Here is a 22,315-nt window from a genome sequence, read left to right on the forward strand (position 1 = left end):
TTGCTCCAGCAGAAGTTTATGCCGCCTTGCGCTCGCGGGAGGCTAGCCATGCTTGGCTCAGTCGCTCGAAACGAGCGGCCATGTTGGCGATCGCCTCCTCATCTGACATCTTGCCCGCCAACCACTCTTCGGCGGCATGGGCGATGATCGTGCGCCCGACGGCGAAGCCCTTGATGATCGGAACGTGCGCCGTCGCCACAAACGCTGCCTCGAGCTGGTCCTGCGGTGCTTCCAGTCCGAGCAGCATAACGCCCCTGCACCAAGAGGCGTGCTTGACGATGGTCGCTTCGATCCGTACCCAGGCGGTGGCGGAAACCTGCGGTTCAAGCTTCCACGACTCCGGCTTGATGCCCAGCGCGTAGAGTTCGTCGAGTGCGCGCGGGATCGTGTCGTCCTGCAGCGTGCCGTGCTTGCCGGCGATAATCTCGATGAGGAACTCGCGGCCGACCTTGTGCGATGCGTCGAAGAGCGCGCGAAGCTTTTCCTGCTGTTCCTTCTTCAGTGGCGCGGGATCGTCGGCATGACAGAAGCACAAGCACTTGATGCAGTGATCGAGCGGCCAGCCGATCAACTGAGATCCGATGTCCTGTGAGAACTCGAAACGCAGCGGCCGCGAACCTGGCAGCTCGACCGGCCGGCCGAGCCAGGAGAACGGATGGCGCGCGAATTCGAACAACGCTTCGCGGCCGAAGCGCTCGTCGATCAGCATACCGTAGTCGTCGCGTCCGGCAGCCACTCGGACTGCTGCCTTTACCGCCAACACCTTGAAGGCATTGATGCGCGAGGGCTCTGCGTCCACCCTCACGGCGACCTCCTCGAGCTGGCTGCGGTGATCGCACGCCAGCGCCATGACCGAGGGGATCTCGCGCCGTCGCGTCGTGGCCCAATGGATGTGGTTGATCGTCTCGTCCTTGCGCAGCGCGGTGAACGGGCTGCCGTGCTCGAGGAAATATCGTAGCTCCTCGAACGTTGGATACTCGGGCGCGCATAGCAGCCGCGACACGGCAAATGCGCCGCAGGCATTCGCCCAGGTCGCTGCCGTGGCGAGGCTTTCACCGCCCAGCCAGCCGCGCAGGAAGCCCGACATGAAGGCGTCGCCGGAGCCGAGCACGCTGAAGACTTCGATAGGGAAGCCCTCGCCGAAAATGCCATCCTCGAGATTGTCGCTGATGTTGCCATCATAGACGACACAGCCCATGGCGCCCCGCTTCAGCACGATGGTCGCATCGGAAAGCGCCCGTATCGCCTTCAAAGAGCCAACAACGTCATCCTCTCCGGTGGCTATTCGAATTTCCTCCTCGGTCCCAACGATTAGGTCGCAGTCGGCGAGCACGGCACGAAGCTTGTTGGAAACGGCATCCGATTTCACATAGCGTTCGGCCGCATACCCGGCAAGGCCCCACAGGTTCGGCCGGCAATCGATGTCAAACACCACCTTGCCACCCGACGCCTTGATCGCCTTGAGCTGGGCGGCTTCCGGAGCGGAGAAGTGCGTACCGGTCACCACGATTGATCGCGCGGAGGCAATGAAGCTCCGATCGACGTCCTCAGGCGAGAGCGCCATGTCGGCGCGATCCGGGCGGACGAAAATCATCGGCGAAACGCCTTCGTCCTCGACGGCGAGCAGGACCAGCGCACTCAGTCGGTCCGGATCGCTCTTCAGCGCCTCGACATTCACACCCTGACGTATCAGTTGCTCGCGGATGAAGGATCCCATTTGCTCGCCGCCGACGCGGCTCAGCAGCGCCGAAGGCAGGCCGAGCTGCGCCGTGCCGACCGCTATGTTAGCCGGACACCCGCCAACCGATTTGGCAAAGGAGGCGACGTCTTCGAGCCGCGAGCCAATCTGCAGGCCGTAAAGGTCCACAGAAGCCCGACCGATGGTGACAACATCGAGCTGCCTAGCTCTGGCGATCTCAACCAAAGCGACCTCCTAGCTATGAAATGGCCCTTTCGTATTTGAAACACTGGTCTTTTTTGGTCAAGATGAAATGTTTATAGCATAAATGTCGGGCCCTACTTTTGATGACGGATCTCCGCGACGCGAATAGCCAGCGCGGCCACCAGGGACGTGCTGGCAGCCAGGGAGGGCAATCCTCCAAAATCTGACTCCGCCACCTCGAACCGCACATTCGAAAGGTCCGAAAGCGGTGAGAATGCACTGTCGCTGATCCCGACTGTGGGGACTCCCCGAACTGCAAGAGTGGCGGCGTAGGATGGTCTCCTGGGGGTGAAAAACTTATGGCTATGGCGGCGGCGTGCGGCGTTGCGAAAGAAATGGTCTCGGGATCAAGTCCCGACGATGAATCGATCAGAACATTCCTGGCCTTTAGTAGCTTCCCCAATATGTAGGCAAGATAGCTTGCGACGGGGAACGATCATCGTTTGGCAAGTACATATATTACATTAGCACCAGATAGAATTTTTGTTGCCTGGTCAAAGCGGTCTCTCTCAATCGAATCGGCAAGCGTATCTATCGATTGTATCGATGCATGCATCAGGCCTTTCAGGACGTGGACGCCTTCACCTTCTGCTCCAATCATTTTCAGCGAGGTAAGGCGCTAATCACAGGAGATGTTACGGTCGCGAAGCCGTTCGCGGTATACCGATTGAAGCTTGGTGACTCCCTCAAATCCAAAGTGTTTCGCGAAACGAACCAAGGTCGATGCCTGAACGCCGGCTGAAGCGGCAATGCTGGCGGCGGTACCGAGGGCGACGTCGTTTGGATTGTCCAACGAATATGCGGCGACCTGCCTGATCCATTTGGCATTCTTGTGCGTTGGTCGAGGATACGCTGCCGCAGCTCTTCAAAACCCGCTGGCGGCCCACGGCGGGTTTCGTCTGTCAAATTCACGTTCACCTACACACCAGATATTCCATTTCGGCTGTAACACGGCACCAGTGCCATGGGCATGTGGTCAACGCGTCAGCGTTGTCCACCATGTTAGCGTCGATTGGTCGTCCGGCTCGGTCGTCGGCTTCTCGGCGATGGTGGCCGCGAGCTTAGCTCAGCCTCGACGTGGGGCAAAGTCGTTTATCCCGACCTCACGCACCTGCCGGCGGTCGTCCCGGTCCTGATCGGTATGGGCTGTTTGCCGGTGCCATCAACGGCGCGCTCATTGTCTACACCAAGATCCCGCCGTTCATTGCCACGCTTGGTATTATGGTGTCTGCCCGCGGATTGGCGAAGTGGTATACTAAGGGGCAGCCGATTTCGGGTCTGATGGCTTCACCTTCTTTGGTAGTGGCATAGCACCAGTTATCGTCTTCCTGGTGATCGCGGTGATCTTCCAGGTTGTCTTCGCTATTGGGCTGGCAAGTTCACCTACGCCATAGACGCGAATGCGCAGGCGGCCCGTGTGTCCGGCATCAACATCGAGCGTCATTTGATCAAGGTGTACGCCATCGCCGGCACGTTGGCCGGTCTGGCGGGTATCGTGACCGCAGCCCGCGCCCAGACGGCACAGGCAGGCATGGGCACGATGAACGAACTGGACGCGATCCCGGCAGCAGTTATCGGCGGCACCCTAGCTCACAGGCGGCTCCGGAAGGATCGCCGGAACGATCATCCTCGGCACGATGATGTCTGGCTCCACGTTCCTGTATGTCAACATATTGCCAGGCGATCATCAAAGGCGTTATTATCGTCGCCGCATGTCGTGACCGACACGTACCATCAGCGCAACAGGAAGCGCCGACACTTTAGCGACCATTTCCGGCACAAGTAAGGGTGGACGTGTCGGGGACGCGTCCACCCTTCAGCTTGAAAGAGGAAGGAATGACAGTTCGCTTCGGGTTGCTTGGTGCAGGGCGCATTGGGAGAGTTCATGCCCAAGGGGTCGCTGCAACCCGCAAAGCTAAACTAGTGGCTGTGGCTGACTCGTACCAAAATGCCGCGCAAGATATTTCGTCTGCCTATGGCGCCGAGGTCCGGAGCGTTGAGGAGATCGAAATCTCGCACGACATCGACGCTGTCATCATCTGTACACCGACCGACACGCATGCCGTTTTGATCGAACGGTTCGCGATGGCCGGTAAGGCGATCTTCTGCGAGAAGCCGATTGATCTCAGTATCGAGCGCGTCGAACGATGTCTCGCCTTAGTCGAGAAAACCGGCCAGGCACTGATGCTGGGTTTCAATCGCCGCTTCGACCCGCACTTCGTTGCGGTACGGAAGGCGATCGACGAAGGGGCCATTGGTGATGTCGAGATGGTCACGATCGTGTCGCGCGATCCCGGCCCGCCGCCGCTTAGCTATATCAAGCGTTCGGGCGGAATCTTCCGCGATATGACTATCCATGATTTCGACATGGCGCGCTTCCTGCTCGGCGAAGAGCCGGTCAGCGTTAGCGCCGAAGCGTCCGTGCTCGTCGACAAAATGATCGGAGAAGCCGGTGATTACGATTCAGTGAGCGTTATCCTGAAAACCGCCTCCGGCAAGCACTGTACTATCTCAAATTCGCGTCGTGCCACCTATGGCTACGACCAGCGTATCGAGGTGTTGGGATCAAGAGGGATGGTGGCGGCCGAAAACCAGAGGCCGGTATCGATCGAACTTGCGAGCGGCTCCGGCTACACCCGCCCGCCGCTGCACGACTTCTTCATGAATCGCTATGTCGACGCCTATGCCAACGAGATCTCCGCCTTCATCGCCGCCATAGTCGAAAATCGCGCTATGTCGCCGAGTGGCGCCGATGGTCTCGCGGCGCTTCGGCTGGCCGGCGCTGCGCTCAAATCGGCAGAGACCGGCCGGGTCGTACGGCTCGAGACGTAATTGTTTGGCGCATGAACAACAGCATGGCGGCGCGCCGCTGCCCCATGACGTCGGAGAACGCGATGATTGAGCCATCTTTTGCCATCAATCATATTCTGGCGCCATCGCTGCGGCAGGATGCCTTTTTTGAGCTGTGCCGCAGAGTTGGCGCGTCCGGAGCTGAAATCCGCAACGACCTCGACGGGAACGCGATTCTGGACGGAACGCCGGCTGAGGAGGTGAAAGCTGCGGCCGAAGCAGCGGGTATCCGCATCCTCACCATCAATAGCTTGCAGCGCTTCAACCAGTGGAATGCGGCCCGGGAAGCCGAAGCGATAGAGCTTGCCGACTATGCGCAGGCGGTCGGTGCAGGAGCCATCGCGCTGGTGCCGCTCAACGACGGCAGCGGTCGGGAAGGCGGGGTACGCCAGCGCAATCTTGTCGCCGCGCTCAGGGCTCTCAGGCCGATCCTCGCCGATCGGGGCCTTCGCGGCTATCTCGAACCGCTCGGCTTCGAGATATGCTCTCTGCGCCTGAAGAGCGAGGCGGTTGATGCGGTCCGCGAAATCGATGGGGTTGACACATTCCGTTTAGTTCACGACACCTTCCATCACCATCTCGCCGGCGAAACGAAGCTCTTTCCCGAAGTGACCGGGATCGTCCATGTTTCTGGGGTTACGGATCCGAAACTCGCGATCTCCGGCATGCGCGATGAGCATCGCGTGTTGGTGGATGCGGACGATCGGCTCGGGAACATGGCGCAATTGCGCACATTGCTGGCCGTTGGGCTTGACATGCCGCTTTCGTTCGAGCCGTTTTCTCCGGAGGTTCAGACGCTCGCCGATCCGGCAGGGCCGCTGTCTACCAGCATTGCATTTGTTCGATCCAGCCTTTAAATGAGAGCCATATGTCTGCCTTTCGCGGTGAGATGGTTCGCCTCCCGGAAAATCCCATCAGTAGCGTTCCTAAGACCAGTGATGTAGTCGTCGGTTAAGAAGCCGATTTGAGTGGTGTGCGGTGGCTGGTGACTGAGAAGAAGGCAGCCAGGAAGAGGTACCAAAGAGCCCTTAGCCAAGCGAGGATGCGGCGGAAGTTGTAACCGACGGCGGAGAGGATGACGTTGGCGGCATCGTCGGCGCGGCCTTTGAGGTAGCAGCGGCCGAGGTGTCCTTCAGCCTTCAAATGGCCGATCACGGGCTCGATAGCGGAGCGGCGCCGCAGCTGGCGCTTGATAGTGCCGAAGACGCCGCGCTTCTGGCCGGAGATGAAGACGCGGCGCGGGTTCTGTGCGTCATGGCCGCGGTATCCCTTGTCGACAAAGGCGCGCTCGATCGCGCAGCCGGTGAGTGTCTCGGTTCGGTCGATGACGTCCCGCAGGGTGTGACCGTCGTATCCGCTTGATGGGCGCGGACCTGCATGAGCACGGGAGAGGACGGGACAGCGACCTCGCTCAGCTGCCTGTGAAAGGCCGCCGCCTCTGCCGACGAGTCGGCCGGAGAGGCATCTTGCGCGTCCACGCTATCCGTTTGTTGACGCACGCGATTCATTGAGACGAAGTTCATCTGTACTCACTTTCGAAGATGAAGGGCCAGGAGCGCTGATCGTATGCGTCTGGACTTGAGCGCCGGCATTTGACGGTTCAGCCGCCAAGCGAAAGGAAGTCGTGGTCACGACGCTCCCGATCGAATTTCAATCGGACCCCGCTGTCGATCTGTTCGAGGAGTTCGTGCCGGCTTCGAGCTCATCGAGGATTTCCTCTCGGTGATAACGGCCACTTGATCGTGTCACCACAGCGGCGCTCCGGCGCGAGACAAACCACCTGTCTACATCCCCAGGCGCGCCATCTGGGTCGACATGTGCTCCGTCTCGGGAAGGGGATACCACGGATGGCCACCAACTGCGGTGCTCATCAAGGACCTACAGAACGCCGGCGTGAGCTTCCCGCGGTGGATCACGACGTTCTCGCGCCCCGTCGCAGCTCGAGCGCTCTGCCAGTCCTGATTGTAGCCGCGTTGGTCATTGGACTTCACGTGGCAAGCGGCGAACTCGGCATCGCTCAGCGTTGCCAACTGCCTGGCATGTACCGGCCGATTGGTATGGATGTGCACCCACATCGGGCTCGGCATCGCGCCATTGCGCAGGGCCTTGGGCTGCAGCTTGATCTCGAACAGTGTCCCCGGATCATCCTTCAAGGCGCGCGGTGGATTCACAGACGCCAGCTCCCCGGCCGCCCGCAACTGTTCAAGATACTTCTGGGACGGAAACGCGTAGGTCTTCATGCAATCGATCGTGATCGCCGCCTTTCGCGCCTTCAAAGAGTTCGCCTGTCCCTGCACCTCGGACAACATCGCCTTGAGCCGGGTTATTTTGTCATGCACTTCCGGCACTTGCGCAGGCGTGAGTAGGACACGTCGGCGAGGCTCCTCCAGCGCGACTACACTGGCCTCAATCTCGGAGGCCTGCGTCTGCAGTCGCTTAACGACGAGATCCACGACGTGATCGGCGTCCTCGGGCTTCATCTGGCGCGCTTGCGAGACGGTGCTTTGCTGAGCGGGCAGATCGAACTGCAAAAGTTCGTCCAATCGCTCGATTAATCCGGTCAGTGCTTTCCTGGAGGGCGGAGCCTGCAATATCTCCAGGTGCCCAGTCGCCGACGATGACACCCTCGCGTCTGCCTCCTCCGCGCTCGCGAGTTTCTTTGTACCCAAATCCGAGAGTACGATCACCTTGCCTGTTGGGGCCGTGGCAGCGTCGGGCGTGGCGAGCTGCGGCTCGCGCAGCCCGGCCGCCGAACTTCGCTCGCCTGCGGCCGGGGCGCGCTTGCCTTTCCCCTTCCTCCGCGCCGCGCCCCCTTCAACCACTACGGCAGTCCGGGCCAGCGGCTCAATCATGGCGGGCGTCTTTGGCTGCACGACCAAAAGACGCGTGACGTCGTCCGCGGTGACCCATGCACCTTCCGCGATCTGCCCCAACAGTTCCAACGGAAGGTCGGCATCCGTTCCGGCGCCCCTTAGTCGGGTAACGATGCCGTGCACCCCTGAGGCAAATTCCGAAAGCCGTTCCATGACTCCTTCCAGAACGGTGCAGTGGTCTGCGTCGAGCGCCGCTCCCTCCAGAACGGCGTGGGAAGTCGAGTTGAATGCCGGAAAAAAATCCGCGATAAAGGTCCCAAGCAGTCGCACCCGCCCATCCTCACCCATGAGGGCGTCGTTCACGGCTGGGCCGAACGTGGCCGCCTTCGACTCGATCAAGAGTCGCGCGAGAGCGATGCGCGATTCCAGGTACATGCACTTCGTATACAGTGCCCAGCCGGTATGCTGGCGTAGCGCGGCCTCTTCCTCCTCCCGCATCTTGGACGTGGTGCTGGGCAAGCTGGCGGTGTCCGTATAGACGGACCGCATCCGCTCCGAGCGCAACACCTTCTTTCCCCACCAATCCAAGCAGGCTTCGTAATGCTTCGCCACGCTGGATACCGCCCGGCCCAGCTGGTCGGACGGAGCGCCGGCATCTCGCATCCGCTCGAACACGGCTGCTGCTTTGCTCCTGTTCTTATCCAGCTTGTCGCCAATCTGGATGGCCACAGCGTTGCCGTTGTTCCCCGAGGCGAGAGTCTCGTCGCGGAGTTGACGAACCTGACTGTCGGAAAGAAGCCTGCGCGCCATGTCCGAGGGGAGGCTCGCGTAATACTCCAGAACTTCCGAGCCTGCCTTGACGCCTTGATCAATCAGGTCTTGCGTCTCCGATAGGCTCCGAGCTTGCATAACCGCAGCTTGGGCAGCAATAAAGTTCCCAAGCAGACTGCGCATTTTTTTCTGCGCTGATTTTCCGTCGCCACTTGAGGAACTCGGGATTGGCGCACCCGAAGCTGGTGGTAGGCCTGCGAGCGGCGCCGTTCCATCCTGAGGCCCGAGGCGCATCCCCACCACGACGGAGTCGAAAGCTTGCCTGCCTTCGCCGAGGGCGGCCCCGGGCTCCGGGCTCGAACTGCTCGATCCCCATGTGCTGCGGGCTTCCGCAGGCCCAATGTGCGAATTGCCAGTTCGGCCAATGCCCGTCATATCTCCCCCATCAAGTCGAGAATGCGCAGCCTGTCCGGTAGACCAGCTGGCTGACGAGTAGCTGACGCAGGGCGTTTTTCCGAGGTGCACGGTAACGCCCGGATCGCCGCGGGCATCAATTCCCGGAAGCTGGCGTGCTGCTGGAGGCAGCGGGTAACCTCCGCGACCTCTGCGCACGAGTCCACACTGGTCGTTATCGGCCACAGCCGGTGCGACGAGTCTACATCCCCAAAGCCGACGGCGGTAAGCGGCCTCTCGGTGTGCCGGCGCTAGAGGACAAGATTGTCCAAAGCGCGGTAGCCGAGGTGCTGAGCGCCGTCTACGAGGCCGACTTCCTCGGGTTCTCTACGGCTGTCGGCCGGGGCGGAATCCTCATATGGCGCTTGACGCCTTGCACACGGCGATCATGAGCCAGCGCGTCAACTGGGTGCTCGATGCCGACATACGCAGCTTCTTCGACTCGGTCGACCACGAGTGGCTGTTGCGGATGGTGGCGCACAGGATCACCGATCCTCGCATCTTACGGCTCATCGAGCTGTGGCTGCGAACTGGCGTTCTTGAGAGCGGCGAGAAGCAAGATACAGACAGGGGTACGCCGCAAGGCGGCGGGCATTAGCCCGCTCCTTGCCAACATCTTCCTGCACTACATCCTCGATCTCTGGTCCACCAATGGCGTCGTCGCCATGCACGCGGTCGCGTCGTGACTGTGCGTTATGCGGACGACTCATGGGCTTCGAGAACAAGGCAGATGCGCAGGAAATGCTCTTTGCCCTCAAGACGCGGCTGACCGGCTTCGGCCTAACGCTCCATGAGGACAAGACGCGGCTGATCGAGTTTGGCCGGTTCGCGGCCCTCTCGCGTCAGCGGCGCGGCGAGCGGCGGCCAGAAACCTTCGCCTTCCTCGGCTTCACCCACTACTGCGGGCGGACCAGGGACGGCGGGTTTATCGTGAAGCACAAGACGGAAGGGAGTAAGCGCGAATTTCTCCGCACCTTTTGCTTTTGAGAGTCCTGATGCATGAGGTGTCCACCAAAATAGGTGGACACCTTGTGATGAGCGACGATGATCAGAAACTGCGGGTCAGGCTTGTCGGCCGGAACGGTCGCCGGCGCTACGAGGCGGCATCGAAAGAGCGTCTTGTCGCGGCCTGCCTTGAGCCTGGGGTTTCGGTATCGAGGCTTGCACTCGAACATGGGGTCAACGCGAACCTCCTTCGGAAGTGGATCAAGAAGCACAGCGCGACCAGGTCGCTGCCGCCGTCCTCACGCCCGGCGTTCATCCCGGTTCAGCTTGAGGGGAAGTCCGAGCGGGACCTGTCGCGAAAAGACAGCGTGGCGACGGTTGATTTGCCGGCTTACGATGAAGTGCGTGGTTCGGAACCCAAAGGGACTCCAGCTTTTTGTTCTCCGGCCAAAGTGAGCGTGTCGCTGCCGAATGGCGTGAAGCTCGCGCTGGAATGCGGCGATGTGGATGCATTGACGGCGATCATCGGAGCGCTGGGCGATGTTTAGACTGGGCGATGACCTGCAGGTCTATCTGCACCGTGAGCCGATCGACTTCCGGGCTGGCATCAACAGCCTTGCGGTCCTGGTCCAGGAGACGATGGCGCTCGATCCATTCACTCCGGCGGTTTTTGCGTTCTGCAATCGCCGTTGCGACCGGATGAAGCTTCTGTTCTTCGATCGGTCCGGCTTTGTACTGGTCCTGAAGCGGCTGACCGAAGACAGGTTCCGATGGCCGCGCCGCCAGGAGGCGATCGTCACGCTGACGACGGAGCAATTGCACTGGATCCTTGACGGCATCGATATCGATGCGATGGTCCGCCATCCGGTGCGGCAATATCAGGTTGCCGGCTGAGCTCTCGAGTTGAGCGGTTGACGCGTCGGTACGGTTCAGATTCAAGAATTCGATGAATCGAACCGGCGATCCGAGTGTTGAAGTGCTGTTGGCACGCATTGCTGCGCTGCAGGCGGAGAACCATCAACTCGCCGACCGCGTCGCCAAGCTCGAGGAAGAACTGGCGCTGGCACGCCTGCATCGTTTTGCGCCGCGCAGCGAAAAGCATGTTGATCGTCTCTTCAATGAAGCCGAGCAGGCCTCCGATGAGGAGGACGCCGGCAGTGAAACGAACAATATCGCCGAACTTCCGGACACGGGCTTGCCACCCGTCGAAAACACAATGGGAAAGAAGCGCGGCCGCAAGCCGCTGCCGGGGAACCTACCTCGTGAGCGCGTCGAGTATGACCTGTCCGACGATCAGAAGGCGTGTCCTTGCTGCCGTGGCCAGATGCATCGCATGGGCGAGGCTGTCACCGAGCAACTTCATATCGAGGTGAAGGCGAAGGTTTTACAGAATGTGCGCTTCAAATATGCGTGCCGCCATTGCGATCGCACCGGGATCCACGCCCCTGTCGTGACCGCGCCGATGCCGCCGCAACCATTGCCGGGCAGCGTTGCCACGCCCTCGACGCTGGCGTTCGCGCTGGTTCACAAATATGTCGATGGCACGCCGCTCTACCGCCTGGCGCAGGCCTTCGAACGTGCAGGTGTTCCTGTCAGCCGCGGCGCTTTGGGCCACTGGGTGATTGGCTCGAGCGAGAAGCATCTGCATCGCATCTACGACGCCCTGAAGCTGCGGCTCAGATCACAACCTCTCATCCATGGCGACGAGACAACGGTTCAGGTCCTCAAGGAGAAGGACAAACGGGCCACCAGCACATCGTACATGTGGGCTTATCGCAGCGGCAAGGGCAGCCACGAGCCGATCGTTCTTCTGGATTATCAGCCGGGCCGCGGCCAAATCCACCCGCAAGCCTTCCTCGGCGATTACCGTGGCATTGTAATGAGTGACGGCTATACCGCATGGCGCACGCTGGAAGGGGCCACCCACATTGGATGCATGGCCCACTCCCGGCGGCGCTTTGTCGATGCCCTCAAAGCCAGGAAGAAGGGCGGCGGTCCGCCCGAGCAAGCGCTGCGGTTCTTTGAACAGCTCTACCGGGTTGAAAGGCGGGCGTGGGACGGAATACCGGAGAAGGGTGAAACACAGGCCTACTGCATTCGCCGCTTCCGCCAGCAACATAGTGTCCCCATCCTCAATGCTCTCAAAGTATGGCTCGATGACATGGCCCCGAAGGTCTTGCCTGACAGCAAGCTCGGCGACGCCGTATCCTACACCCGAAACCAATGGGAATATCTGACGCGCTACACCGGGGACGGCAGCATGCCGATTGACAACAATCTTCTGGAGCGCGACATCAGGGTTTTTGCAACTGGCAGGAAGAGTTGGTTGTTCAGCGATACCGTGGACGGAGCCAAGGCCAGTGCCGTCGTCTATAGCCTGATGCTGACCTGCCGCGCCTCACGTGTCGAGCCGTTAGCGTGGTTGCGCCACGTCCTCACCGAATTGCCTCAGCGCGCCGGCGACGCCGATATTACAGACCTGCTGCCCTTCAACTTCCACAAAGCCGCCACTGCCTGAACGGCTCGGTATCGCCCGATACCAGGGCAATCCATCAAAACCGCCGGCGTGCGAAGAAAATCGCGCTTACGGAAGGGAAACGCCTGACGCGCAAGCTGACGGCGTTGCGCCACGAGGCCTGGCGGCTCATGCACGCGCCACTGCCTCGCAGCACGAGTGGTTCGCCGCTGTGCTGCGTGGACACTACGGCTACTACGGCAGGCCGCACAATTATCCAGCGCTCAACGGCTTCTACCGCGAAGTGCGTCGGACCTGGATGCGCTGTCTGAGACGGCGCAGCCAGAAAAGTCGGCGCATGGGTTGGTCCGAGTTCGAGACCCTGACGGCACGCTTCCGTCTGCCCGTTCCACGCATCACTCGCACTTGGGCACAGGCGCGGATATGACGCGGGTTACCCTCGAGAAGAGCCGGGTGCGGGAAAGCCGCCTGCCCGGATCTGCGAGGGCAAAGCCAAATGGCCGAGCTACTCGACCACGACCGTGCGCCGCCGCCCCCAGAAGGGTTCGAGTGAAGTTCGTCGTCAGCAAATAAGGGGATATTGCCGCAACAACGGCCTAACCACTATACACGAAACGAAGGTTAGGCCGAGTTGGCAGTCATTGTGAGTGTCTCGCACCCGGGCGGCCTGTGCTTTCTCGTTATCCGGCTTCCGCACGGCGGTAGCAGAGCCATGAGGTCCCGAAGCAAGAGCAAAAGTTGAACTAAGGGGCGAAATCAAACTGGGTTGTTGCAGTGCAAATGCGTGATTGTCCGACGTACCCGACCCGACCGCGATAGCTAATGAATCAGTCGCAGACGGCGTAATGGAGGCGGCGCCCGCATGCCAGGTTAGCTCGTTGGATGCTGCGCTTCGCTATGATACTCTGTTCGTACCATCGCAGCCGGCGTTGTTCGGCCAGGAAAAGCGCTCTCCACATCAAACCGTCAACGAAATCTCACTCCGTGGCACGCGAGAAAATGAGTTTCGCGATCTTCATCCGGTTGGCCGGAGTTCGCAGGTTTGCCGGCAAGGCATCGACGGCTTGATCGAACAGGCGTCCCAAAACGAGAAGGTCTTCCGGGTAATAAGCGCCGCGGTCCCCGGACATGTGCGTGGTGCGAGCGCCGCCGTCATGATTGCTTGTTCTTGTCTCGCCGAGCTGGCCGAGCTCCAGCTCCGCCGTGATCATTTCATTTGTGAGTGCGTTGAGCAGTCGGATCGCGTCAAGCGCGTCACCATCCTCGCCTACGAGAGTGGCGAGGATGGTCAGTTGCAGGTCGATCCGATCCTTAAGATTCTGTACGCGGGAATTGGAGGGGGCAAGTTCCACGATGTGCTCCTGGTGGTGAAGTGAATGTAAAGTACCTGATGGTTTGTGTTGCGTTTCGCGGTCCGCGAGAGCCGGCAGGTGCGGCGCGACAAGGAATGTCTCCGTCCCAGCTGCGTGTCCATTGAGGCGATCGTCGCGCTCGCTCGACGCCGTACAATGGCAGGGCCTGCGGGCCATGACTGCGACTGACGACTGAAGCCGAGCAGCCCGCGGATGTGCGTGAGACGCCGCCCGGCATAGCCGCCGAGAGCCAATTGGGGCTCATCGGGGATTGCAGAGCGATCTTCCGCCACAATCGTCTGGGCTGCCACGCTCAGATCGTTAAATGCTCGGCACAGTGAGCGTGCGGCCAGGCGGGGAAAAGGAGCCCGCGAACAGATGGGAGCTCGGCAGCTCGCCCAGCTGCGCCAATTGCTTAGATGATGGTGTGATGCTTGCCGGAAACTCAAAGAGCGCTCGCCCCCGTCGAAAGTTGATCGACAACAGCGGATAAAGCCGGATGAGCATCGTGCAGGTTTGTAGAGCGTAGATCTGGCCTTCGCCGACCGAGCTGGGCTCAGCAAGCGAGCGCAGTGAGGATTTACGGTCACACGACGTTGCAGAGTGGACGGCAAGTTGGCGAAGTTGATCTGTCCATGTCGTCGCAGATCGGGTCCTCGTCCGGGCCGTCGGACACGTATCTTGCAATCGGGGCAGGTACAGACCTGCCAGCACGGCCTCGCTTGCAGCCGCCAGATTGACGGCGCTGCCGACCTGGTCAGGGCGAAAAGTCCAAGCTCCGGCGAGGAGGACGGTTCACCTGGCCGAATCCTAAACGACGTACGCATTTACCGAGGCCACTGGAAGTGCGCTAACGCCGATCGTCTGAAACGCCTTTGGGGGAATGGCCATGGTATAAGCGAGGACGCGGTTGATGACTACGCGCCGGACGCGGCGATCAGGGGACAGACTAAAAATGGTCCGCACGTGCGTCGATTTGGACGAATCGAACGTATCTTTGTGGATCCAGGTCGGGGTGGCTTGAACTGACCTGCGACTGTGCTGAAGGCAAAAGGGGTCCATGGCCACACGACATTCGTGAAAGGTGCTTTCCGGAAATCGCGATCGACTTATGGGGTATTTGGCTAAATCCGGTAAAATCGAAAGTTTTGATGGGATCCATCCAGTTCGCGGATAGCCCGGGCGAGGAGTCATTGACCTTTCTGGATGGCGCTGGATTCTCGCGCGGTCCACGAGCCGATGAGACGGGCCGCGGGGCTGACCCGGTGCTGCTCCAGGTGCTCGAGCATGCTCTATTGGTCCGGGGCAAGGCAGCGAGCGTGATGGCAGGCGGATATCGGCGTTGTCGGCAGGGCGGCCGATCATGGCACACAGCGTTGCGGCGCTGAACGCAGGTAGCAAAATCGGATCGAACGTTTCAGCCAAAGCCAGGCATGATCTCGGATTGGATTGTGGTTGCTGTGTACAGCGAAACCTCCAACGGAAGGTTCCCGAATGCAAGCTGGCATAGTAGATATTAGTTGGCGCCCGCCTCCTCGCTCTGGTTAAGGAGGAGCTGTCGGATGGAAGCTGGCGTTCCGACAACGCACAGTTCGCTTCAAGCGCTGCATCGAAGGTCAGCTGCAAGTTAGGCGGCGTCGGAGTGGCACTCAATTCGTGAGGGAATCTAAAGCTCCTTAGCCATCGTTGATAAGCGGCTTCCGCGGCCGCGCGGGCATCTTTGTCAGACTGCGCAACTACGACCATGCGCAGCAAGCCGAGAAATGGCATCCGATCGTCCGCGGCGGTCTTATGCGCCAGATGAGAGCGGAACGCATCTGTCATGTTTCGGACAGCAGAGGAGTGGCCTGCGCACGCCAGATCGGCGCCGTTTGCAGCAGCCCACGCCGCTGGCTCCGGGCGATTGCTCGCGATCCAGGTCGGCTGATGTGGGCGCTGATGAGGCCTCTGTTCACAGTGTCTCTTTTGAATTTGCCTCTCTGGCGCGCGAGGCGCCTGACACCAAGCGGCCGGGAGATGGTCGCTTCGCTACTTTGAAAGCAGTTCGCGAAGCTCCGCGACATCGAGCATGTGCTTGACCAGAAGCATCTTTAGCATCGCGTTCTCCTGCTCCAAGACCTTCAATCGCTTGGCCGCAGGAACGTCCATGCCGCCAAACCTGGCGTTCCAATTCTGGATGGCCGCTTCTGAGGTCCCGTGTTTGCGAGCCAGGTCAGTTGCCTTCGCCCCAGCCTGATGCTCCCTCAAGATCGCGACGATCTGCTCTTCCGTGAATCGTGGCCGCTTCATTTGACAGCCCCTGTTAGGGGGGAGCTTGCATTCCAGCCGGAGGAAGCGCGGAATGATTGGTCATCTGCCGAGCGCGGGTTGGAGGGGGCCGCAGACGATCCGACTGGGGCCAAATGGGCTTCATCGATCTGCCCTAGAGGCCCGTTAGGCGAACCCTTGTCGTCGATAGCTGAAGGATGCGTCAGGATCCCGTCGCCGACGTTGAAGGTATCCCGGATCTTGCCAAAGCACTCGATTGGCGCGTCAACATGCTCGGCTTGATGAGTGCGTGCCACATGGTGAAGTCTTGATCTGTATGTGTGCCTTGCGATTTGAGCGCAGCGCTGGGTGAGTTGTGCGTTGCGGCGCTCGGCAGCGAGAAGGGGTTTCCATTGACGTCGAAGTTGTAATTCGCGCAGAAAACTGTCTGGCGGAAGGGCATAACGAGAAACTTGCGCAGCTCGAATTAGCGCGAGAGGACGTAAACGACGCAGCGTCTGGCGCCCTGGAAGCTGTGCAGGGCAGGGGCACTTGTCAGCACGGGAACTCCATAGGCTGGAATGTTGCCGAAAATCGATTTTCGCGGCTTCGGCGATTGAAAGGATAACGGCCAGCACCTCCCGACAGCGCCAATCAAATGCTGCAGGGTGAATGGAGGGCTCATATGGCCAACAAGCCCATCGATCAGGGTAGCCAACCATTAAGCGATCAGGCCGTTGCTTAAAAGACTCGCAAACAATGAGGGTTGGCACGGTACTACTTGTCTATCATCGGACGTAGCTCGTTATCGAGCGTGTCGACATCGGGGAGCTCTGCGAGCGCTGCAGCAAACGCAAGAAGTGTTCCGAGAGCCGCCAGTACAAGGGCGGACGCAACTATTGCAGCTGCCAGGTCTTGAGAAGGTCTCATGTCATTCGCTGTTTAGGGAAACGATGCGTTCGCGCCGGTCAGTTCTGCTCGACGGCTTCAACACACCCGTCGCGTAGCGATAGACCAGAAGGGCGGGAGCCGCGTTGTTGCCATCGAACCGGAGCGGCCCGATCAGGTTATCGGTCGCCCCTGAACGAAGTGCCACGACAACTCGCGAGGCGTTGAAGGAACCGGCCCGCCCCACCGCCTGTCCGCTTCGGCGTGGACTTCGGAGCCTGGGATCGACGAGAGGGAACAAAAGTGGCCGACGACTGACTGGACTCGGTCCATTGTGAGCCTATTGGCAACTGCGGCCGCTTGCTTCGGATCGCTGGCGTCGTCTGCGACGCTCAACATCACTTTGGTATCTGGTATTGGGCCCGAGGCGTTCAATGCCTCGACGGAGGCCACCGCACCATCGCGCATTGGCGCGCAAAAACGCAGCGCTGTTCCCGCTCATCGGGCCAGCCACGGCAATATTGACGTCGGAAGCTTGCGCAGTCGAGGCGATGGCGCAGAAGACGAGCGCTGCTCTTGCAGCCGAAGCGTAGCGCCCATTTAGCATTGTAGAACTCCCAATCTCAAATGAAGTGAACGGCCAGCGCCGCGGTCAGCCAGCTGCAGCTCGATGCGGTTGCTTCCGGCAAGCGAATCCATGCGCGGCAGTTCGCCAGACCTCAATCTCGCTAGAGCCTACAATTTGACGTTACGTGCGGTTCAAGCCCCATTCGGGGTTCATGCCGCCAGTTGCAGCAAGTGGCCGTGCGTTAGGCGGGCGGATCGCCAAAGACGCGCTACGCAGACAGGCCCAGTGAGGCCGCAGAACGGCAGGCACGAATCAGAACCAGCAGATCAACCGGCGCTTTAACGCGCTTTGATGTTGACCGGGCCGTCCGACAATCCGCCCGTTGGCGCCGCAATCAGTACGGCTGATCTTCCAATCCAGCAAGGGCGAGATCGAGATACTGCATGAGGTGGGGATCCCAACCGGCCAGAGTGCGAGGTGCGCTTAACCGTGCAAGCACCTTCAGGATCGTCGAAACGCGCGAATCGGCGCCGGCTATTTCGCCGATCAGCGAGCGTGCTGCGATCGCGACGGCCTTTGCCCGCTCGCCGCAGGGATGCTCAGCCCTATCCATGCATTCGCGCAGCTCATCGCGGATCCGCCGCCACCGCTCCTCGTGATCTGCAGCCAACTTGCAAGTGCATCGGGAGGGCTGCCTACGCGTCTCGACCCGCGACATGGCATCCAAGGTGGCGGGTAGCTCATCAACACTTACCTGGATTTCACTGTCCGTCGTCATGTTGCGTAAGCGATCTCGCAACAGGGTTGCACGAGCGACTTGAAGCTCTATCTGCTCCAAATGCTTGCGCATGAGGTCCGTAAGTGAAGTCGTACGCTCCATAGCCTTACCGATCTCGAAAAGGGAGAAACCAAGCTCACGCAGCGCTCGAATCTGATGAACCCGTTGAACGCTTTCGCGGTCGTACATCCTGTGGCCGCCGTCGGTGCGTTCGGAGGCAGCTAAGAGCCCCGTGTGTTCATAGTGATGCAGCGTGCGTACCGTCACTCCGGTCGCCTCTGCAAGTTCGCCAATGCGCCATCGACGCCTTCGTGGTGTAGCTTTGCTCATGTTGTTCAATTTCAAAGCCTACAACCTGACGTCACGTATGATTCAAGCTATTTCAAAGCTCTAGCTGGATCGTCTTCCATTCCAGCGCAAGAGATGGTGACTATCCTTAGAATGGCGGGCAATCAACCCTGAGGGGAAATGGTAACCAGTAAGTTCATCAGGTATGCCAGTCGAGCCTCGCTCGCTGCTGTCCGCTCCAAAATGAGTTTTGCGATCGCCGTTCGATTATCGGGAGTTCGCATCGATGGCGGCGACGCGGTGATTGCACTATCAAAAAGACTTCCCAAGCCGGAAAGTTCTTCCGGATCAAATACGCCGCTGTATTGCTCCAACGCTCAGCTCCTGTTTGTCATCGCGCTAGGGTCGCGCACGTCGTCGAGACGTTTGGCCGCGGTAGGGCCAAAAGAAGTCGGACCGGCGGCGCGGAGCGACGAAGATGCGATGCGCTTGAAGGTGATGCGATACGGCAACACGGCTGCGCGATGCTGCGTCGAAATTGCGGGGATGTACCTCATCTGCACAATCGATCAGCACAGCGCTCACTGTGGGTGATGATGTGACGCCGGCTAATCCGAATCGAGCTCTTGCCTGGGAGCTACTGATTCTGAGAGTGGACGGCGCGTGGTCCGAAGCTGATTCCAAGTTGTGCATCGAGCCTGGTGCGCCAAAGAGAGAGGCCGGGTGCAGCGTAAGACCCCAGCTGGAGCGGCGGCGGGCGCGTCGTGCTTCGTCTTTGAGGGTTAAGTTGCAAACAACGCAATCGACCGCATTGCGTCGCAGTTCGCGCGCCGGTCGGATGATTGAATGCGAGCGGCACAGCGGCTGATAGCCATCGGCCGAAACTGACCGAAGTTTATCTGCCAATAACCGGTGTCATTGGAACAAGCGTGAATTGGCCGCGTCGAGACATGCGTTCGGATAGAGGTTACGCACTGCGGACGTCCTTACGACAACGGCGAGCTAGACTCTGCGAAGTCTGCGCCAGTGTCCGCTTGGTCCGAAGCGTTGATGATGAAGCGCTCTTCACGTGTAGATGCCATGCGGGCCGCCTCCTGCAGCAGTATTTCTCGCATCCAGACGCTTTCCGGATCGCTGTTGTGACGGACAGTCCATTGGACCGCCTCGGTAAATGTGGGGAATGGCTGCGGGAGTTCGGCAATCCGAAGGGGTATCAATCTTTGGAAATGCTTAACGAGCCTTGATGGCATGGTCCCTATGCGAGTCGTGCCTGCCAGCAGGGGCGGAATCATGCTGAAGCTCTGCACGAGAATGTCGATGCGCCGGTTGAGGCCAAGGTCGAGTAAAAAGTATTCCTCGGTGGGGGTCTTGCGCGCACCTCCGAGTTTCACCGCAACGTGCCCCATGGACATATATCGATCAAATGTTAGCCGTCGGAGCAACTGGCTGTTCGCGCCGCAGCCTACGCAAACGAGTCTCTCCTCAAACAGGCTCATCTTAGGATGCGCTCACGACATGAATAGTTCCGGCAAGATGATGAAATCGGCCTCACCGCGCCGGAGAATCTCATCGTGATCATCAGCAAGCGCCGCCAGTTCGAAGCTGACGGCGGGAGCTTCTCGCGCAACGCGCTCTACGACGTTTCGGAAGAATGCGACTGTTATGAAATCGGAAAGGCCGATCCTGAATCGGCGCTTTGATTGAGCGGGATCGAACACGTTCCGAGCGATAATGGAGAGCTGAATGTGCGTCAGCGCCTCGCGAACGGGAGCTGCCAGCGCTTCGGCGCGTGAGGTCGGGACAAGTTCCCGGCCTCTCATTGCAAACAGATCATCGTGGAAATAGGAGCGCAGCCGGGCAATGGCCGCGCTCATGGCTGGCTGACTAAGGTTGATCCTGCGTGCTGCTGCAGTGAGGTTGCGCTCAGTCATCAGAGCGTCAAGCGCGACGAGAAGATTTAGATCCAAGCCCTTGAAGCGCATATCGTCTTATCCTGCGCGAGTGTCGTTGCGGTACATTAGAGTAGCGAAAGCGGCTCTGAAGCGCTCTCATCGGATCGCCTGAAACGAATCCGTTCCCATCCTGCGATCGCGAAAGAAGCTCGCGGAAGCCATCGTAAGAAGGGCGCGGAGGGCGGTCGGCGAACGACCGGCGACTGGAGTGTATCGGGAGCCGCGGAGCTGATCGATTTCGACACTCCGGCAACCCCGCAACACGACCTGGTCAATTTACGGCTGGCGCTGGCCCTGGTGCTATGGCCAGAGCCGTAAGTTCGCCGATGCCCCTGTCGATGGCCGCGCAACGCGTCCCAGCAGCGTGCCTACAACCTGACGCGGCGTGGGGTTCAAGACATTGATTGGACGAATCAAACATTATTGAGAAGTTGCCGCGATGGTGAGCGCTGTGCTTTCACGCAAGCTCACCGAGTCACATTTTGCGGCATCTACGGTCAGCGCCTGCCAGGCGTTTGCGACTGACCGACGGCTGAGTGGCCTCTTAAGGAGGGCGCCGCCCGACACGGCGAAATGAGAAAGCGGCCGAATACGACCAAAGGCCGAACACGGTATTTGCAGCGTGCGGAGAGCGGCTCGTGGCCCCGACCTAGCAGCGCCTGCGAGCTGGGCTCTTCTGATTCGCAGACGTCATGTGGGATCCCTCCTCCAACAGTATCCGCCGCATCCAAATGCTTGCCGGGTCCGTGTTGTGGAAGGCTGGCCACTGAACGGCCTCGGTGAACTGGGGCAGCGGCAGCGGTGGCTCGACGATCCGCAGAGGCGTCCGCTTTTCGAAGTGTCTGGCGAGCCGTAAGGGCATTGTCCCTATGCGGCTCGTGTCGAACAGTATAGGCGGAATGAGGCTGAAGCCCTGCACAACGACCTCAATGCGTCTCTTAAGGCCGTGCTCAAGCAAAAACCATTCCTCGAGGTTGGGCCTTAGCGCCCGCCCGAACTTGGCCGCAACATGTCCCATCGAATTGTATTTATCAAACGTAAGCTGCCCTGACAGCTGCCTGTTCGAGCGGCATCCCACGCATACGAGAGTCTCTTCAAATAACGTCGCCTTCGGATGCGCGCTCGACATGAACAATTCCGGCAGAATGAGAAAATCGACCTCGCCGCGGCGGAGTAGCTCATCGGGCTCATCGGAATATGGTAGCAATTCGAAGCGTACTGCCGGAGCTTCCTGTGCGATACGATCCACAATCCGCCGAAAAAAGACGATTGTCATGAAGTCGGAGAGAATGATCCTGAACCGTCGGTTCGACTGACTTGGGTCAAACGCGTCCCTTGAGATGATCGAGAGTTGAATATGCAGCAGGGCCTCGCGGACAGGGCTCGCAAGCGCCTCCGCGCCGGGCGTTGGGACGAGCTCGCGACCTCTCATCGTGAACAATTCATCGCGAAAATAGATGCGCAGCCGCGCGATCGCAGCACTCATCGCGGGCTGGCTCAGATTGATTTTCCGTGCCGCCGCAGTGAGGTTTCGCTCGGTCATCAGAGCATCGAGCGCAACCAGAAGGTTTAGATCAAGTCCCTTGAACCGCATGTTGTGAGTCTATCCATCGTGTTGATGAGTTCTATCGAAACAACGGAATGTTGGATAGCAAACATCAGTTTGGAAACTGATTAGGCGTACCACGATGGCTGCTTGCCATTACGCGAGTTCCGAAACGGACTGCTAGGGTGTGCGGGCACCTGCCGAATCCGTTTAGGGGCGGGTGTCGGCGCGCTATCCGAGCAACGTCTGTTCTTCTCGGTGCGACGAGCGGCCTGACACGGCGCTCGCTCGTACTGCCGATAAACGTTCGTATGTGTCTTCCATCCCTTTCCATATTTGTGGTTTACCCGCGTACACTAGAGATGGCTTACGCCTCACCCTAGTGTCGGAACCGAGAGGCAGGCGCACATTGCGGATGCCAAACGTCACCCGCGACCAGCCAAATA

The 22,315-nt window shown here is 59.8% G+C and carries 15 protein-coding genes and 5 pseudogenes; 8 read left to right on the forward strand and 12 right to left on the reverse strand.

The window, feature by feature from the left end; translation table 11 throughout:
• Nucleotides 1–16: 16 nt before the first annotated feature.
• Together HU230_RS40475 and HU230_RS43925 are read right to left on the reverse strand one after the other, a co-directional pair.
• The gene (locus tag HU230_RS40475; protein WP_176533551.1) at nucleotides 17–1,924 is read right to left on the reverse strand and encodes a bifunctional 5-dehydro-2-deoxygluconokinase/5-dehydro-2-deoxyphosphogluconate aldolase; all 1,908 of its coding nucleotides are present in this window, start codon (nucleotides 1,922–1,924) and stop codon (nucleotides 17–19) included.
• A 637-nt stretch (nucleotides 1,925–2,561) separates the two neighbouring features.
• Complete coding sequence (locus HU230_RS43925) at nucleotides 2,562–2,735, reverse strand: hypothetical protein (protein ID WP_338025826.1); 174 nt, start codon at nucleotides 2,733–2,735, stop codon at nucleotides 2,562–2,564.
• 214 nt (nucleotides 2,736–2,949) lie between these two features.
• On the opposite strand from HU230_RS43925, the pseudogene HU230_RS40485 reads away from it, so the two are divergent.
• From HU230_RS40485 to HU230_RS40495, 3 genes and pseudogenes are all read left to right on the forward strand, one after another.
• Nucleotides 2,950–3,728: pseudogene (locus HU230_RS40485) on the forward strand (ABC transporter permease); the annotation flags it as partial.
• Nucleotides 3,729–3,778: 50 nt separating this feature from the next.
• A complete protein-coding gene (iolG, locus tag HU230_RS40490; RefSeq protein ID WP_173640797.1) occupies nucleotides 3,779–4,774 on the forward strand; it encodes an inositol 2-dehydrogenase in 996 nt (331 codons plus the stop codon).
• A 62-nt stretch (nucleotides 4,775–4,836) separates the two neighbouring features.
• Nucleotides 4,837–5,649, forward strand: coding sequence for a TIM barrel protein (locus HU230_RS40495; protein ID WP_173642972.1), 813 nt, complete (start codon nucleotides 4,837–4,839; stop codon nucleotides 5,647–5,649).
• Between the two features lie 94 nt (nucleotides 5,650–5,743).
• Here the strand turns inward: HU230_RS40495 and HU230_RS40500 are convergent.
• Nucleotides 5,744–6,172 (reverse strand): annotated as a pseudogene (locus tag HU230_RS40500) (transposase); the annotation flags it as partial.
• Between the two features lie 404 nt (nucleotides 6,173–6,576).
• Nucleotides 6,577–8,811 carry a hypothetical protein gene (locus HU230_RS40505; protein WP_173640798.1) on the reverse strand — a complete coding sequence of 745 codons (2,235 nt, stop codon included), beginning with the start codon at nucleotides 8,809–8,811 and terminating at the stop codon, nucleotides 6,577–6,579.
• Between the two features lie 376 nt (nucleotides 8,812–9,187).
• On the opposite strand from HU230_RS40505, the gene HU230_RS44430 reads away from it, so the two are divergent.
• The 5 genes from HU230_RS44430 to tnpC all read left to right on the forward strand — a co-directional run bounded on the left by HU230_RS44430 (nucleotide 9,188) and on the right by tnpC (nucleotide 12,292).
• Nucleotides 9,188–9,427: a reverse transcriptase domain-containing protein gene (locus HU230_RS44430; RefSeq protein ID WP_224924226.1), complete on the forward strand. Its 240-nt coding sequence runs from the start codon at nucleotides 9,188–9,190 to the stop codon at nucleotides 9,425–9,427.
• Nucleotides 9,428–9,537: 110 nt separating this feature from the next.
• Nucleotides 9,538–9,816: an RNA-dependent RNA polymerase family protein gene (locus HU230_RS44435; protein ID WP_224944061.1), complete on the forward strand. Its 279-nt coding sequence runs from the start codon at nucleotides 9,538–9,540 to the stop codon at nucleotides 9,814–9,816.
• A gap of 47 nt (nucleotides 9,817–9,863) precedes the next feature.
• A complete protein-coding gene (gene tnpA, locus HU230_RS40520) occupies nucleotides 9,864–10,322 on the forward strand; it encodes an IS66-like element accessory protein TnpA (protein ID WP_166073826.1) in 459 nt (152 codons plus the stop codon).
• A complete protein-coding gene (gene tnpB, locus HU230_RS40525; RefSeq protein ID WP_166073804.1) occupies nucleotides 10,315–10,668 on the forward strand; it encodes an IS66 family insertion sequence element accessory protein TnpB in 354 nt (117 codons plus the stop codon). The genes tnpA and tnpB overlap by 8 nt, the downstream gene beginning before the upstream one ends.
• Before the next feature lie 52 nt (nucleotides 10,669–10,720).
• Complete coding sequence (tnpC, locus tag HU230_RS40530) at nucleotides 10,721–12,292, forward strand: IS66 family transposase (RefSeq protein ID WP_166213725.1); 1,572 nt, start codon at nucleotides 10,721–10,723, stop codon at nucleotides 12,290–12,292.
• A gap of 935 nt (nucleotides 12,293–13,227) precedes the next feature.
• Here tnpC and HU230_RS40535 read toward each other — a convergent pair.
• The 8 genes and pseudogenes from HU230_RS40535 to nodD1 all read right to left on the reverse strand — a co-directional run bounded on the left by HU230_RS40535 (nucleotide 13,228) and on the right by nodD1 (nucleotide 21,917).
• The gene (locus HU230_RS40535; RefSeq protein ID WP_173640799.1) at nucleotides 13,228–13,602 is read right to left on the reverse strand and encodes a NolY; all 375 of its coding nucleotides are present in this window, start codon (nucleotides 13,600–13,602) and stop codon (nucleotides 13,228–13,230) included.
• A 1,417-nt stretch (nucleotides 13,603–15,019) separates the two neighbouring features.
• A pseudogene (locus tag HU230_RS40540) lies at nucleotides 15,020–15,549 on the reverse strand (LLM class flavin-dependent oxidoreductase); the annotation flags it as partial.
• An 84-nt stretch (nucleotides 15,550–15,633) separates the two neighbouring features.
• Nucleotides 15,634–15,891, reverse strand: a pseudogene (locus tag HU230_RS40545) (transposase); the annotation flags it as partial.
• A gap of 1,020 nt (nucleotides 15,892–16,911) precedes the next feature.
• Nucleotides 16,912–17,205 carry an ABC transporter substrate-binding protein gene (locus HU230_RS40550; protein WP_224924228.1) on the reverse strand — a complete coding sequence of 98 codons (294 nt, stop codon included), beginning with the start codon at nucleotides 17,203–17,205 and terminating at the stop codon, nucleotides 16,912–16,914.
• A gap of 494 nt (nucleotides 17,206–17,699) precedes the next feature.
• The gene (locus HU230_RS40555) at nucleotides 17,700–18,413 is read right to left on the reverse strand and encodes a MerR family transcriptional regulator (protein ID WP_173640800.1); all 714 of its coding nucleotides are present in this window, start codon (nucleotides 18,411–18,413) and stop codon (nucleotides 17,700–17,702) included.
• Between the two features lie 122 nt (nucleotides 18,414–18,535).
• Nucleotides 18,536–18,745: a hypothetical protein gene (locus tag HU230_RS40560; RefSeq protein ID WP_176533550.1), complete on the reverse strand. Its 210-nt coding sequence runs from the start codon at nucleotides 18,743–18,745 to the stop codon at nucleotides 18,536–18,538.
• A 612-nt stretch (nucleotides 18,746–19,357) separates the two neighbouring features.
• Nucleotides 19,358–20,353: pseudogene (locus tag HU230_RS40565) on the reverse strand (LysR family transcriptional regulator).
• 619 nt (nucleotides 20,354–20,972) lie between these two features.
• Nucleotides 20,973–21,917, reverse strand: a complete 945-nt coding sequence (gene nodD1 / locus HU230_RS40570) for a transcriptional regulator NodD1 (protein ID WP_029084501.1) — start codon at nucleotides 21,915–21,917, stop codon at nucleotides 20,973–20,975.
• Nucleotides 21,918–22,315 lie beyond the last annotated feature (398 nt).

This window comes from Bradyrhizobium quebecense (assembly GCF_013373795.3).
Classification (GTDB): Bacteria; Pseudomonadota; Alphaproteobacteria; order Rhizobiales; family Xanthobacteraceae; genus Bradyrhizobium; species Bradyrhizobium quebecense.